The 13,088-nt window shown below is 70.9% G+C and carries 10 protein-coding genes and 2 pseudogenes; all 12 read left to right on the forward strand.

All coding sequences use genetic code 11. The features are described 5' to 3' along the window. Positions 1-32: 32 nt before the first annotated feature. The 12 genes and pseudogenes from ACQ86L_RS17980 (at position 33) to ACQ86L_RS18035 (ending at position 13,054) form a co-directional block, all read left to right on the forward strand. Positions 33-1,115 carry an NAD(P)-dependent alcohol dehydrogenase gene (locus ACQ86L_RS17980; protein WP_434318923.1) on the forward strand — a complete coding sequence of 361 codons (1,083 nt, stop codon included), beginning with the start codon at positions 33-35 and terminating at the stop codon, positions 1,113-1,115. Next, positions 1,112-2,281: pseudogene (locus ACQ86L_RS17985) on the forward strand (sugar ABC transporter ATP-binding protein); the annotation flags it as partial. The gene ACQ86L_RS17980 and the pseudogene ACQ86L_RS17985, both read left to right, overlap by 4 nt. Before the next feature lie 188 nt (positions 2,282-2,469). Continuing rightward, positions 2,470-2,664 (forward strand): hypothetical protein, encoded by a 195-nt coding sequence (locus ACQ86L_RS17990; RefSeq protein WP_434316617.1) that lies wholly within the window; start codon positions 2,470-2,472, stop codon positions 2,662-2,664. Further along, the gene (locus ACQ86L_RS17995) at positions 2,661-3,650 is read left to right on the forward strand and encodes an ABC transporter permease (protein ID WP_434316618.1); all 990 of its coding nucleotides are present in this window, start codon (positions 2,661-2,663) and stop codon (positions 3,648-3,650) included. The genes ACQ86L_RS17990 and ACQ86L_RS17995 overlap by 4 nt, the downstream gene beginning before the upstream one ends. 182 nt (positions 3,651-3,832) lie before the next feature. Continuing rightward, a complete protein-coding gene (locus ACQ86L_RS18000; protein WP_434316619.1) occupies positions 3,833-4,750 on the forward strand; it encodes a substrate-binding domain-containing protein in 918 nt (305 codons plus the stop codon). Between the two features lie 39 nt (positions 4,751-4,789). Next, positions 4,790-5,898 (forward strand): annotated as a pseudogene (locus ACQ86L_RS18005) (Rv2578c family radical SAM protein). Positions 5,899-6,052: 154 nt separating this feature from the next. After that, complete coding sequence (locus tag ACQ86L_RS18010; protein ID WP_434316620.1) at positions 6,053-7,240, forward strand: sensor histidine kinase; 1,188 nt, start codon at positions 6,053-6,055, stop codon at positions 7,238-7,240. Beyond that, on the forward strand, positions 7,237-8,448 hold the full coding sequence (locus ACQ86L_RS18015; RefSeq protein WP_434316621.1) for a hypothetical protein: 1,212 nt from the start codon (positions 7,237-7,239) through the stop codon (positions 8,446-8,448). The genes ACQ86L_RS18010 and ACQ86L_RS18015 overlap by 4 nt, the downstream gene beginning before the upstream one ends. Beyond that, the gene (locus tag ACQ86L_RS18020; RefSeq protein WP_434316622.1) at positions 8,445-9,119 is read left to right on the forward strand and encodes a response regulator transcription factor; all 675 of its coding nucleotides are present in this window, start codon (positions 8,445-8,447) and stop codon (positions 9,117-9,119) included. Before ACQ86L_RS18015 ends, ACQ86L_RS18020 begins: the two co-directional genes overlap by 4 nt. A 28-nt stretch (positions 9,120-9,147) precedes the next feature. Beyond that, positions 9,148-9,822, forward strand: coding sequence for a thymidine kinase (locus tag ACQ86L_RS18025; RefSeq protein ID WP_345836861.1), 675 nt, complete (start codon positions 9,148-9,150; stop codon positions 9,820-9,822). Then, positions 9,822-11,129 (forward strand): UDP-glucose dehydrogenase family protein, encoded by a 1,308-nt coding sequence (locus ACQ86L_RS18030; protein WP_434316623.1) that lies wholly within the window; start codon positions 9,822-9,824, stop codon positions 11,127-11,129. Before ACQ86L_RS18025 ends, ACQ86L_RS18030 begins: the two co-directional genes overlap by 1 nt. A gap of 74 nt (positions 11,130-11,203) precedes the next feature. Further along, complete coding sequence (locus ACQ86L_RS18035) at positions 11,204-13,054, forward strand: DUF4012 domain-containing protein (protein WP_434316624.1); 1,851 nt, start codon at positions 11,204-11,206, stop codon at positions 13,052-13,054. Positions 13,055-13,088: the final 34 nt, after the last annotated feature.

The following is a 13,088-nucleotide window of genomic DNA, read 5'->3' on the forward strand; positions in this document are numbered from 1 at the left end:
GGCCGCGCCAGGGCCTCGACCGAAAGGACCCGATGACTGCGACGTCTACCCCTGCCCTGCCCACGAAGATGTCGGCGAGCGTGCTCACCACTCCCGGCGTGATCGAATTGCGCGATGTCCCGATCCCTGAGCTCGATGCCGACCAGGTCCTCGTCCGCATCGAAGCGGTCGGAGTCTGCGGCTCGGACACGCACTTCTACCACGAGGGCCACATCGGCGATCTGGTGGTCGAGGGGCCGATCATCCTCGGCCACGAGTCCGCCGGCGTGATCGTCGCCGTCGGCTCGGCGGTCTCCGCGGCCCGGATCGGCGAACGCGTCTCGATCGAGCCGCAGCGACCGTGCCGGCGCTGCGAGCACTGCAAGACGGGCGACTACAACCTGTGTGTCGCGATGGAGTTCTACGGCGCCTATCCGATCGACGGCGTCTTCTCCGAGTACGCCGTCATCCAAGACGACTTCGCGTTCGCCGTGCCCGACTCCCTCAGCGCCGACGAGGCGGCCTTGATCGAGCCCGTCTCGGTCGCGGTGCACGCGTGCCGTCGGGCGGCCATCACGGCGTCGAGCAGAGTGTTCATCACCGGCGCCGGGCCGATCGGCCTGCTTACTGCTCAGGTCGCGCTCGCCTTCGGTGCGTCGGAGGTCGTCGTCAGCGATCCGGTGGAGAATCGCCGCCGCTTCGCGCAGACTCTCGGCGACATCGCCACGGTCGATCCCGTCGAGACCGATTTCGGCTCGCTCGAACTCCACTTCGACGCGTACATCGACGCCTCGGGCAACGGCAGGGCCATCAGGCAGGCGATCCCGACCCTGCGCCGTGGTGGACGGATCGTGCTCGTCGGCATGGGGAACGACGACCTCGAGCTGCCCGTCTCCGTGATCCAGAACCGCGAGCTGGAACTGACCGGGACGTATCGGTACGCGAACACCTGGCCGACCGCGATCGAGCTCGTCGCCCGGGGAGCCGTCCGGGTCGCTCCGCTGGTGACGGGGCACGTCGGACTCGACCAGGTCGAGGCGGGCCTGCTGATGAACCGATCGGATCCCGACGCGATCAAGACGGTCGTCGTCCCGGGCCGGCCCGGCGCCGCCGCCCTGCCACGAGGCGAGCGATGACGGATGCCGCCCACGCGGCGGGCGTGCCGACACTCACGACCGCCGGTGTGACGAAGGCGTTCGGAGGGATCCCGGTCCTGAAGGGGGTCAGCTTCAGCCTGCTGCCCGGGACGATCACGGCGATCGCCGGCGAGAACGGGGCGGGCAAGTCCACCCTGATGAAGATCATCTCCGGGCTCTACGCCGCGGACCAGGGGACGGTGTCCCGGAACGGGCGGGAACTGTCGTCCGGCAACGTCCAGGAGGCGATCGCTCAGGGCATCGCCATCGTCCCCCAGGAGCTGGCCTCGATCCCGGAGCTCACGGTCTACGAGAACCTCTACCTCGGCCGCGAGACGCGCAGAGCCCTCGGACTGCTCGACCGCGCCGCGATGATCCGAGCCGCCGCCGCGGCGCTCTCGCGGTTCGGACTCGACATCGCCCCCACCCGGCGGATGGGCGGGCTGCCGGTCGGGGTGCGCCAGATCATCGAGATCATCAAGGCCATCAGCCAGGGCGCACGCGTCATCCTTCTCGACGAGCCGACCAGCGCGATCGCGGCGCCCGAGGTCGAGATGCTGATCCGCACGATGCGCGCCCTGCGAGATCAGGGGGTCTCGCTGCTCTTCACCACCCACAAGATGGAGGAGATCCGCGCTGTCGCCGACCGCGTCGTCGTGCTTCGCGACGGCCAGCTGATCGTGGACGAGCCGCTTCGGGAGCTGAGCGACGACGACATCGTCACGGCGATGATCGGGCGCGAACTCGGCAACCTCTTCCCCGACCTGCAGGCGGCCGGCTCCGAGGTCGTGCTGGAGGTGAACGACCTCGTGCTCGCGGGGGCGGACAGCGGGTTCGACTTCGAGGTCAAGCGCGGGGAGATCCTCGGTCTCGCCGGTCTGGTCGGTGCGGGGCGTACGGAACTGCTGGAAGCCCTCTTCGGTATCCGCGCCGTGGCGTCGGGCGAGGTCAGGGTCGCCGGGGCGACGGTCGCTCCGGGGTCGCCGGGCCGCTCGATCCGTGCCGGCATGGCGCTGGTCCCGGAAGACCGGAAGGACGCCGGGGCGGTCCTGGCGCTCGACGTGCTGAGCAACGCCTCGCTCCCGCGGATCGGCGACTTCACGGTCGCCGGGGTCATCTCGCAGGCCCGCCGGCGTGAAGCCGTCGACTCCGCGATGAAGGCCGTCGCTCTGCGCAGCAACGGCCTCGGCCAAGAAGTCGGCACGCTGTCGGGGGAAACCAGCAGAAGGTCGTCCTCGGACGCTGGCTCATCGGCGCGGTCGACGTCCTCCTGCTGGACGAGCCCACGCGCGGCGTCGACGTCGGCGCCCGCAGCGAGATCTACGACCTCATCGTCACGCTCGCAGGTCAGGGCATGGCGGTCGTCATGGCCTCCTCCGACCTCCCCGAGATCCTCAGCCTCAGCCACCGCGCGCTCGTGCTCGCGAATGGCGCCGTCGCCGCCGAACTCGACCGGAACGACCTCTCCCGCCCCGACGCGCAGGACCGGATCTTCCGCCTCGCATCCGGCCAGCTTTCGACCACCCAGCCCGGAGAAACGACCCTATGACCGACACAGCCCGCCCCGCCGCCCCCGTGCGCCCACCGCTCGGGGCCCGCGCCCTGAGGTTCGGCGTCCGCTACGCCATGGTGCTCGTGATGCTCGCGATCATCGTGTTCTTCATCGTGCAGAGCAGCCGCTTCGCCACGGCCGACAACCTGATGACGATCCTCGTGGCGGCCGCGCCGTTCGCGCTCATCGCCCTGGGACAGACGCTCGTGATCCTGACCGGAGGCATCGACCTGTCGGTCGGCTCCGTCATCGCGGCGAGCGGTATGACGGCGGCGCTGGTCGCGAAGAGCGCGCCGGACCAGCTCTGGCTCGCAGTCGTCAGCGCGGTCGCGGTCGGTCTGCTGGCCGGGTCGCTCAACGGCTTCGTCGTCTCGCGGCTGAACGTGCCGCCGTTCATCGCCACGCTCGGCATGATGACACTCGCCTCGGGCGTCGCTTTCGTCATCGGCGGCGGCGCGCCCATCAACGGCCTGCCATCGACCTTCGGCGAGATCGCGAACACCAAAGTGCTCGGCGTGACCGTCCCCGTGATCCTCATGGTCGTCGGAATCCTCGGGCTTGCTCTCATCATGCGGCGCACGTCCTACGGTCTCCGCGTCTACGCCGTCGGCGGCAACCGGTTCGCCGCCGAGATCGCCGGCGTGAAGTCGCGAGGGATTCTCTTCAGCGTATACGCCATCAGCGGAGGCCTCGCGGCGGTCTCGGGCGTCATGCTCTCCTCCCGTGTCATCTCGGGCGCGCCGACCCTCGGGCAGGGCTACGAGCTCGACGCGATCGCGGCCGTCGTCATCGGCGGCGCGAGCCTCATGGGCGGTCGCGGCACCGTGTGGGGGACGGCCCTCGGCCTCCTGCTGATCCAGACCCTCAACAACGGCCTCGACATCCTGATCGTGCCCGCCTACTGGCAGGACGTCATCAAGGGCGTGCTGATCGTCACCGCGGTCGCCATCGACGTCTGGGCGACGAAACGCAACGTACGGTAACCGCTTCCACCCCCACTGCTCGGAATCCCGCAATCAAAGGAATGAAATGAAGAAGTCCACCATCGCCCGCGGCATCGCTCTCGGTACCGCGCTCGCCGTCTCCTCGCTCGCCCTCGCGGGCTGCAGCAGCGGTGGCGAGGCATCCGCCGATCGCGTCCGCATCCGGAGTCACCGCGTACGAGATGACCTCCTTCATCACCGCGGGCAAGGAGGGCATGGACGCGTACGCGAAGGCGAACGACATCGACCTCCTCTGGAACTCCGCGAACACGGACGTGAACACCCAGGCCAGTCAGGTCGACCAGTTCATCTCCGCTCGGGTCGACGCCATCGTGGTGCTCCCGGTGCAGGCCGACTCGCTCGAGCCGCAGGTTCAGGCGGCCAAGGCGGCGGGCATCCCCATCTTCACGGTCAACACCCGCATCCTGAGCAAGGACCTCACAGGCAGCGTGCTACCGGACGACGTCGACTCCGGCGTCCAGGAGGCTCAGGCGATGGTCGACCACCTCGGCGGCTCGGGCAAAGTGGTCGTCCTGAAAGGACCGCTCGGCGCCTCGGGCCAGCTCGACCGGAGCACCGGCATCAAGAAGGTGCTCGACAAGAATCCCGGCATCACGGTGCTCGCCGAAGACACCGCGAACTGGAAGCGCGACGAGGCGATCAACAAGACGAAGAACTGGATCTCCGCGTTCGGAGACGACATCGACGGCGTCATCGCCCAGAACGACGACATGGGGCTCGGCGCCGTCCAGGCCCTTCGCGAGGCCGGGCTCAGCGACATCCCCGTCGTCGCCGTCGACGGCATCGAGGACGGCCTCAAGGCGGTTCAGAGCGGACGGTTCATCGGGACGTCCCTCCAGAACGGGACCGTGGAGCTCGCGGCCGGACTCGCGGTCGCGGCCAAGACCGTCCGCGGGGAGAAGGTCAAGCCGAACATGACCTACCTGATGCCCCGCATCACGCCCGAGAACGTCGACGCCGCCTTCAAGAACGTCGTGTCGGAGCGGAAGACGTTCCTCGCCGGCCTGCCGGCGCTGATCGACGCGAACATCGCCGCTGACACTCTGTCCTACGAGGGGCTTCCCGGCCAGACCCGGTGACCGCTTGACGGCAATTCGAACATATGTTCGAATAGTCCTATGAGGTGGAGCGGGCAGGAGCTGGCGGTGGAGACGCCGTCGGCCCTGCCCGGCCTCGCCCGGCTGAACAACCTGGTGCGGTCGGTGCGCACGCCGGAGTTCGCGGGCATCACGTTCCACGAGATCCTCGCCAAGTCGGCGCTCAACAAGATCCCGGGCGGGGAGGGCCGATGCCCTTCGGCTGGACGATCAACCCGTACCGCGGCTGCTCGCACGCCTGCGTGTACTGCTTCGCGCGTCCCACGCACAGCTATCTGGAGCTCGACCAGGGCAAGGACTTCGATCAGGAGATCATCGTCAAGGTCAACGTGGCCGACGTGCTGCGCAAAGAGCTGACGAAGCCGAGCTGGGGCCACCACCCGGTCGCGCTCGGCACCAATACCGACCCGTACCAGCGGGCGGAGGGGCGCTATGCGCTGATGCCCGGCATCATCGACGCGCTGACCGACTCGGGCACGCCGTTCAGCATCCTCACCAAGGGGTCGCTGCTCCGGCGCGACCTCGACCGGCTGGCGGAGGCGGCGAAGAGGGTCCCCGTCGACCTCGCGATGTCGATCGCGGTCTACGACGACGAGCTCCAGCAGTCGGTCGAACCGGGAACGCCGACGACCAAGGCGCGGCTGGCGACGGTCACCGCCGTCCGCGAGCACGGCCTCGACTGCGGGGTGTTCCTGATGCCGATCCTGCCGTACCTCACGGACACGCGCGCGCACCTGGATGAGGCGCTGCGGCAGGCGAAGGAGGCCGGAGCCACCAGCGTGCTCTACACCGCGCTGCACCTGAAGCCCGGGGTGAAGGAGTGGTACTACCTGTGGCTGGGGCGGGAGCATCCGGAGCTGCTGCCGCAATACCGCAGCATGTACGGCCGCGGCACGTACGCGCCCAAGGAGTACCGCACCTGGCTGGCGGCGCGGATCAAGCCGCTCATCCGAGCACACCGACTCGAGCGCGGGCAGGAGGACCCGCTGACCGGCGGGGTGCGGTCGTCGGCGCTCAGGATGCTGCGCGACGGCGAGGGGGAGCGGCGCGTGGTGGATCGGGTCGCGCCCGAGGAGGTCGCGCCCGAGTCGGCGCTGGTGACGCTCGGGGTGCAGCCGACGCTGTTCTGAGGGGGTCACGCGCTCCCAGGGGGTACAACACGCCGTTCCGCCCGGGGTACACAGGGGGCAGGGTTGCTGCCATAATCCCCACTGGGAGGCCGCCGAACGCGCGCTCACCCACCGACGCCTCCACCGTCGGTCCCTCTCGTGCCGAAGGAGTCCGGTGTCGCTCGGCCTTCCCAGCCACCTCTCCAGGGCGGCGAACTCCCGCGCGCTGGCCACCGCGGCGCGCTGGGCCGCGCTGGTCTGCCTGGTGATGGCCGCGATCAACGTCACCGTGTCGACGGTCGGCGGGACCACCGGCGCCGCCTCCTGGATCAGCACGATCGTGCTGCTCCCGATGATCGCGCTGCTCCTCCTGCTCTCGCGCGGCCGGACCGTCCTGCTCACCCTCGTCTACCTGCTCGTCGGCGCGGTCTGCACCTTCTTCTACGTCTTCCTCATCTTCGACAGCACCCCGGCGTATCAGGACACGAACCTGCTCGTCGTCGCCCTCCCCGTCGTCGCGATGACCCTGGTCGGCGGGACCGGCACCGGCTCGCTGGTCGGCGTGCTGTGGGCCACGCTCGGGTTCGCGCTCGCGGAGACCGCCGTGTTCTTCGGAGCGACCGCGGCCGGGCGCGACTTCCGGCCCGACGCAATCTCGCTGAGCGCCTACCTGCTGCTGGTCGGCGTGCTCGCCTTCGACGGCCTCACCCGCGGCTCGCGCTCGCGGACCCAGGGCGCCATCCACCGCGCCGTCCGCGACGCCCGCCTGGTCGACCTGCGGCGAGAGCTGCTCGCGGAGTCCACGGCCGACCTCCACGACACCGTGCTCAGCGAGCTCGTCGCGGTCGCCGCCACCGAGCCGGGGGAGCTGCCAGCGCGGCTCCGGCAGCGCATCGAGTCCGACCTCCACCGGATCGGGGGCGCCGGGTTGCCCGCTGACGACCACGCGCTGGCCGACGAGGACCCGTGGTACGACGGCGAACTCCGCCGGGCCATCGAGGACGCGCGCGACGAGGGCATCGCCGTCGACGTCTCGGGTGAATGGGAGGCCGTCGCGCTCCTGACCGCCGACGCCCGCCGCGCGGTCGGCCTCGCCGTCCGCCAGTGCCTGGTCAACGTGCTGCGGCACTCCGGCAGCGCCACCGCCGAGGTCGCGTTCTCCTGCGGTGAGGCCTCCGTCTCGGTCATGGTCGTGGACAGCGGCCACGGCTTCGCGGCCGGTGGCGGCCCGGGCGACCGGCTGGGCCTGCGCCAGTCGGTGCACGACCGGATCAGCAAGGTCGGCGGCACGGTCACCGTCTACTCGGCCGAGGACGTCGGGACCACCGTGATCATGACCCTCCCGGTCGCGGAGGCGTCATGAACCAGGTGCTGTCCGAGACGATCGTCCACTACCGGTCGCTGCCCGTCGAGCGCACGCCGCAGCGGCTGGACCCGCTCGGCGTGCAGTCCGCCTGGCTCCTCGTCCCGCTGCTCGGCGCCGCCGCGGTGGCCGACGCGGTGATCTCCACGATCCTGCACCACGACCAGTTCCGCAGTCCCGCCCTCGCGGTCTGGGCCATCGTCGTGCTGCTCGTGGCTGTCGTCGTCGCGGCGATCCGCACGCACCCCGGCCTCGCTCCGGTCGGGCTGTGGTCGCACCTGGCGATCGTCGGCGTCGCGGTCGCCGCCGCCTGTCTCTTCGCCGCGGCGGTCTGGGGCCACAACCAGCGCATCCAGGACGACTGGGGTCAGATCGCCGTCGCGCTCCTGCTGACGGCGATGCCGCTGTACCGTCCCGTCGGCGAAGTGCTCACCGTGGCCGCCGTCGCCGGCCTCGTGCTCGGCGCGCTCGCCGCCGCGCAGGGGCGCTCGCTGCTCATCTCGAACCACCCGCTCGTCTACGCGACCATCGCCGCGACGCCGGTGCTCGCCCTGGCGTTCGGCGGCGCGGGATACGCCTGGACCATGACCGGCGAGACGCTCCGCTGGCGGGAGGTCGCCCGGGCGGGTCAGCTCCGGCTGGAGGCCGAGCTGCGGCAGGTCGCGGCGCGGATGGTCGCCCAGGAGCGCGCGACGGCGCTGAACGCCGAGGCGGTCCCGTTCCTGACCGCGTTGGCCGCCCGCGGCGTCATCACCGAGGACGACAGGCGGCGCGCCCGCAGCATCGCCGAACGCCTCCGCGCGGCCGCCGTGGAGGCCGTCGAGCGGAGCTGGCTGGCCGAGACCGTCGCGCTCGCCCTCTCCCGGCGAGGCGCGGGCGCGGAGACGGACCGTCGCTCCCGCGTGGACGACCCCGACCGGCTCGAACAGGTGCTGAGCGAGGAGCAGCGCGCGGTCGTCGGCGCGCTCATCGGGACCGTCGCCGGCCTTCCGGGGCTCCACCCCGACACCCTGGCCGTGACGGTGGAGCGGCCCGATGCCCCGGTCTACCTGCTCACCGCCCGGGTCGACGAGCCGCGCCGCGTGCTCCGCTCCGCGCTCGTCCCGTACCTCAGCGCGCTGCAGTCGGTGTCGATGGTGGCGTCCATGCGCGTTCGCGCAGGCGGGCTGACCGTCCGCTTCGCCTATCCTGAGAGGCGAGCACCATGAGCACCAGCACAGCACATCCCGGATCCACCGCCACCCCGATCCGGCTCGCCATCCTCGACGACCACGAGATCCTCCTCGACAGCCTCGCCGCCTGGATCGACCGCAACGCCCCCGACTTCGACCTGGTGGTGCGCGCGGGGAGCTGGCTGGAGCTCGTCCACAGCGACGCGTTCCCGACCGATCTGGTCATCATGGACCTCCAGCTCCGCGAGTCCGTGTCGATCGGCGCGCGCGTGCGCACGTGCCGCGCGGCCGGCGCGAAGGTGGTCGTCCTGAGCGCCGTCGACACGCAGGAGGACCGCGACGCCGCGCTCGCCGCCGGCGCGGTCGCGTACGTCACGAAGACCCAGCCGATGGCCGAGCTGATCGCTGCGGCCCTCGCCGCGATGGGCCGCGAGGCGGGACAGAAGGAGCCCGCGCCCGCCTGGCGTCCGCGTCCGACGGTCCCCGAGGCCTCCCGTCCCAAGCTCAGCGACGGCGAGCGGCAGGCGCTCGTGCTCTACGCCGACGGCCGCACGACCTCCGAGGTCGCCCGTGCGATGAACGTGCAGTACGAGACCGCGAAGACCTACCTGCGCCGCGTCCGCGAGAAGTACGGCAAGGTCGGGAGGCCCACCAGCTCGCGCGCGGACCTCATCCGCCGCGCCGCGGAGGACGGCTACCTCACCTGACCCTCCGGCGCCCGCATAGGATTGCTCCGTGGCAAAACTGTATTTCCGCTACGGCGCGATGAACAGCGGCAAGAGCACCGCCATGCTGCAGGCTGCGTACAACTACGAGGAGCGCGGGCACCGGGTGCTGCTCGCCAAGCCGGCGATCGACACCAAGGGCGACATGGGCATCCTGTCGCGGCTCGGGGTGACCCGGCAGGTGGACTACCTGATCGCGCCGGAGACCGACGCGTACGGACGCTTCCAGCAGCACCGCGAGCGGACGCTCAAGCGCTTCGGCCGCGACGTCAGCGCGCTGCTGGTCGACGAGGCGCAGTTCCTCACCGAGGCGCAGATCGACGACCTGCTCCGGATCGCGCTGCTGGACGACGTGCCGGTGCTCGCGTACGGCATCCGCACCGACTTCCAGACGGTCGCGTTCCCCGGCAGCCGGCGCCTGCTGGAGGTCGCCCACAGCCTCGAGGAGCTGAAGACCATCTGCCGCTGCGGCCGCAAGGCGATCTTCAACGCGCGCAAGATCGACGGCGTCTTCGTCTTCGACGGCGACCAGGTGGCCATCGACGGCGCCTCGGTCAGCTACGAGGCGCTGTGCGGCAACTGCTACCTCGATGAGAGCCAGGGCGTGCTGAACAACGGCCGCCGGCACTGGCCTGCGTCCACGCCCACCGCCTACGACACCGAACCGGACCCGGACTTCACCTGATGCGCATCTCTGTCATCGGCGTCGGCTACCTCGGAGCCGTCCACGCCGCAGCCATGGCCGACCTCGGCCACACCGTCGTCGGCGTCGACGTGGACGAGGCGAAGATCGCCGCCCTCTCCGAGGCGCGCGCGCCGTTCTTCGAGCCGGGCCTCCCGGACGTGCTCGCCTCCGCCACGGCCAGCGGGCGGCTGCGGTTCACGACCGACTTCGCCGCCATCGCCGACGCCGACGTGCACTTCGTCGCCGTCGGCACACCGCAGTCCGCCGAGGGCGACGCGGCCGATCTCCGGTTCGTGGACGCCGCCTTCGACTCGCTCCTGAAGTACGTCTCACCCGGCGACGTGATCGTCGGCAAGAGCACCGTCCCGGTCGGCACGGCTTCCCGGCTCGCGGCGCTCGTCGCGGAGCGCGTGCCCGGCGCGACGCTCGCCTGGAACCCGGAGTTCCTCCGCGAGGGCTTCGCCGTCAAGGACACCGTGAGCCCCGACCGCCTCGTCTACGGCGTTCCGGAGGGCGAGGAGGGCGCACGGGCCGCGCGCATCCTGGACGAGGTGTACGCCGGCGCGGTGGCGAACGGCACGCCGGTCATCGTCACCGACTACGCGACGGCGGAGCTGGTGAAGGTCGCCGCGAACGCGTTCCTGGCCACGAAGATCTCGTTCATCAACGCGATGGCGGAGATCGCGGAGGCCACCGGCGCCGACGTGACGCAGCTCGCGGACGCGATCGGTCACGACGCCCGGATCGGGCGGCGCTTCCTCAACGCGGGCGTCGGCTTCGGCGGCGGCTGCCTGCCCAAGGACATCCGCGCGTTCAGCGCCCGCGCCAGGGAGCTCGGCCGCGGCGACTCGGTCAAGTTCCTGGACGAGGTGGACAAGATCAACCTGCGCCGCCGCGAGCGCGTCGTCGAGCTGGTGCGCGAGGAGACCGGCGGCCTCGAAGGCGTGCGGGTCGGCGTGCTGGGGCTGGCCTTCAAGCCGCACTCGGACGACATCCGCGACTCGCCGGCCCTGGAGATCGCCATGCGCCTCGCCGACGGCGGCGCGATCGTCACCGCGACCGATCCGGAGGCCAACGCGAACGCGGGCCGCCGCGCTCCGCAGCTCAACTATGTGGGGTCGGCGGCCGAGGCCGCGGTGGACGCGGACATCGTCGTGCTGATCACCGAATGGCCGGAGTTCACCGGGCTCGACCCGGAGGAGCTGGGCGCGCTGGTCTCCCATCGCCGGATCATCGACGGCCGCAACGCCCTCGACGCCGACCGGTGGCGCGCCGCCGGGTGGCAGTTCCGCGGACTCGGGCGCTGACCGTCCCGGCGTGCCCCCATTTGGGGTACCGCGGAGCATGCGTTAGAAACTGAGGATTTGTTACCTTTGTCTTCATGGCGACCGGTCTCTCGCAGGAAGGCGGTTCCGCGCCCGCCGGAACGGCCGACGCTCCGCGGAGGCGCCGTCCGGTCGTCGTCGCCATCATCGTCGTCGTCCTCCTGCTGCTGCTCGCTGCCGGCTGGATCGGGTTTCGGGCGTACCTCGCCCGCCAGGAGCTGAAAGCTGCGCTCGGCGACGTCGACGCTGCGCGCTCGGCGGTCGAGTCGGGGAAGCCGGCAGAGGCCAGGGCCGCCGCCGCCGACCTGTCGAAGCACGCGCGTGCGGCAGCCGATCTGACGAGCGACCCCGTGTGGCGCGCGGGCGAGCTCACCCCGTGGCTGGGCGGGGACCTCGCCGCCTTCCGGACCTTGGCGGGAGCCACCGAGATGCTCGCGACGCAGGTCGTCCAGCCCCTCGTCTCCGTCACCGGCTCCATCGACCCGCGCGCGCTGCGGCTGTCGCACGGGCAGGTCGACCTGGCCCCGCTGATTGCCGCGGAGCCGGCGGTGACGAAGGCGGCGGGCGGCTTCACCGCCGCGCAGCGCGAGGTCGCGGCCATCGACACGCACGGTCTGATCGATCCCATCGATCGCGCCGTCATCCGGATGCGCGGGATGCTCGACCATGCGGCTCCGCAGGTCGAGGCCGTCACGAACACGGCGCGGCTGCTGCCGGGGATGCTCGGGGCCTCCGGACCGCGTTCGTACCTGGTGGTCGCCCAGAATCCGGCTGAGCTGCGCGCAACCGGCGGTCTCATCGGGTCCGTCACGCTGATCACCGCCGATCACGGGGCGATCGGCCTCGGTGCCCAGTCGGCCTCCTTCGGGCCGTGGCAGGAGCCGGTGTTCCCGGTGCCGGCCGCCACCACCGCCCTGTACGGCACGGTGGTCGGGCGGTACCTCCAGGACGCGAATGTGACGCCCGACTTCCCGCTCGCGGCGCGCACGGCGGCGGCCATGTGGGTACACGATCACGGCGGCGTCGTCGACGGCGTCATCGCCGTCGATCCGGTGGTCCTCAGCAATCTGCTGCGCACCACCGGCCCTGTGGTGCTCCCGACCGGGGACACGCTCACCGCGGACAACGCCGTGCAGGTCCTGCTCAGCGATGTCTACCGGCGTTACTCGAATCCCGCCGATCAGGACGCCTTCTTCGCGAGCGCGGCCGCCGGGGTCTTCACCCGGGTCCTCGACGGCGGAGCGAGCGCCTCTGATCTGGTCGGCGTGCTCGCGGCGTCCGGACAGTCGGATCGCGTCCGGATCTGGAGTTCCCACCCGGGCGAGCAGACGATCCTGGGCGGCACGACACTGGCCGGCGGCCTCCCCGTGTCCACCTCCGGAAACACGGCTCTCGGCGTCTACTTCAACGACGCCACCGGCGGGAAGATGGACTACTACCTGGGGAACTCCGTCGCGGCGGGGGCGGCGGTCTGCCGCGCGGACGGCCGGGTCTCGTCCCGCGTGGCGGTCACCTTGACCAACAATGCGCCCGCGAACGCCGGATCGACGCTGTCGTCCTATGTCACCGGAGGCGGGCTGTTCGACGTCCCGCCCGGCTCGATCCTCACCCGGATCGCGTTCTACGGTCCGGAGGGCGGTCTGCTCGCCGGGGTCGCCGACGGCGGCACGAAGCTGCCGGCCGTCACCGGCGCCGATGGTGGGCGCCCGGTCGCGATCGTGGAGGTCGAACTCGCTCCCGGCGCCTCGAAGACCGTCACCGTGGACTTCCTCGGGTCCAAGCAGACCCGCACCGGGGTGACGGTCGACGTCACGCCGGCGTTGAACGGGGACGGAACCACCCCCATTATGGGGTCATCGCGACCGGTGGGGACCCTCGCCGTCCCGTGCGGGGCGGGTGTAAAATGAGAATCATTCAGTAATATCACCTGCGTCGAGCGAG

This window comes from Leifsonia sp. P73 (assembly GCF_051059105.1).
GTDB lineage: Bacteria > Actinomycetota > Actinomycetes > Actinomycetales > Microbacteriaceae > Leifsonia.

Bases quoted from the DNA above. Each gene is read 5' to 3' on its own strand.
- ACQ86L_RS18030 (WP_434316623.1), top strand. From the start codon at position 9,822: ATGCGCATCTCTGTCATCGGCGTCGGCTACCTCGGAGCCGTCCACGCC.
- ACQ86L_RS17990 (WP_434316617.1), top strand. From the start codon at position 2,470: ATGGCGGTCGTCATGGCCTCCTCCGACCTCCCCGAGATCCTCAGCCTC.
- ACQ86L_RS17995 (WP_434316618.1), top strand. From the start codon at position 2,661: ATGACCGACACAGCCCGCCCCGCCGCCCCCGTGCGCCCACCGCTCGGG.
- ACQ86L_RS17980 (WP_434318923.1), top strand. From the start codon at position 33: ATGACTGCGACGTCTACCCCTGCCCTGCCCACGAAGATGTCGGCGAGC.
- ACQ86L_RS18015 (WP_434316621.1), top strand. From the start codon at position 7,237: ATGAACCAGGTGCTGTCCGAGACGATCGTCCACTACCGGTCGCTGCCC.
- ACQ86L_RS18035 (WP_434316624.1), top strand. From the start codon at position 11,204: ATGGCGACCGGTCTCTCGCAGGAAGGCGGTTCCGCGCCCGCCGGAACG.
- ACQ86L_RS18020 (WP_434316622.1), top strand. From the start codon at position 8,445: ATGAGCACCAGCACAGCACATCCCGGATCCACCGCCACCCCGATCCGG.
- ACQ86L_RS18000 (WP_434316619.1), top strand. From the start codon at position 3,833: ATGACCTCCTTCATCACCGCGGGCAAGGAGGGCATGGACGCGTACGCG.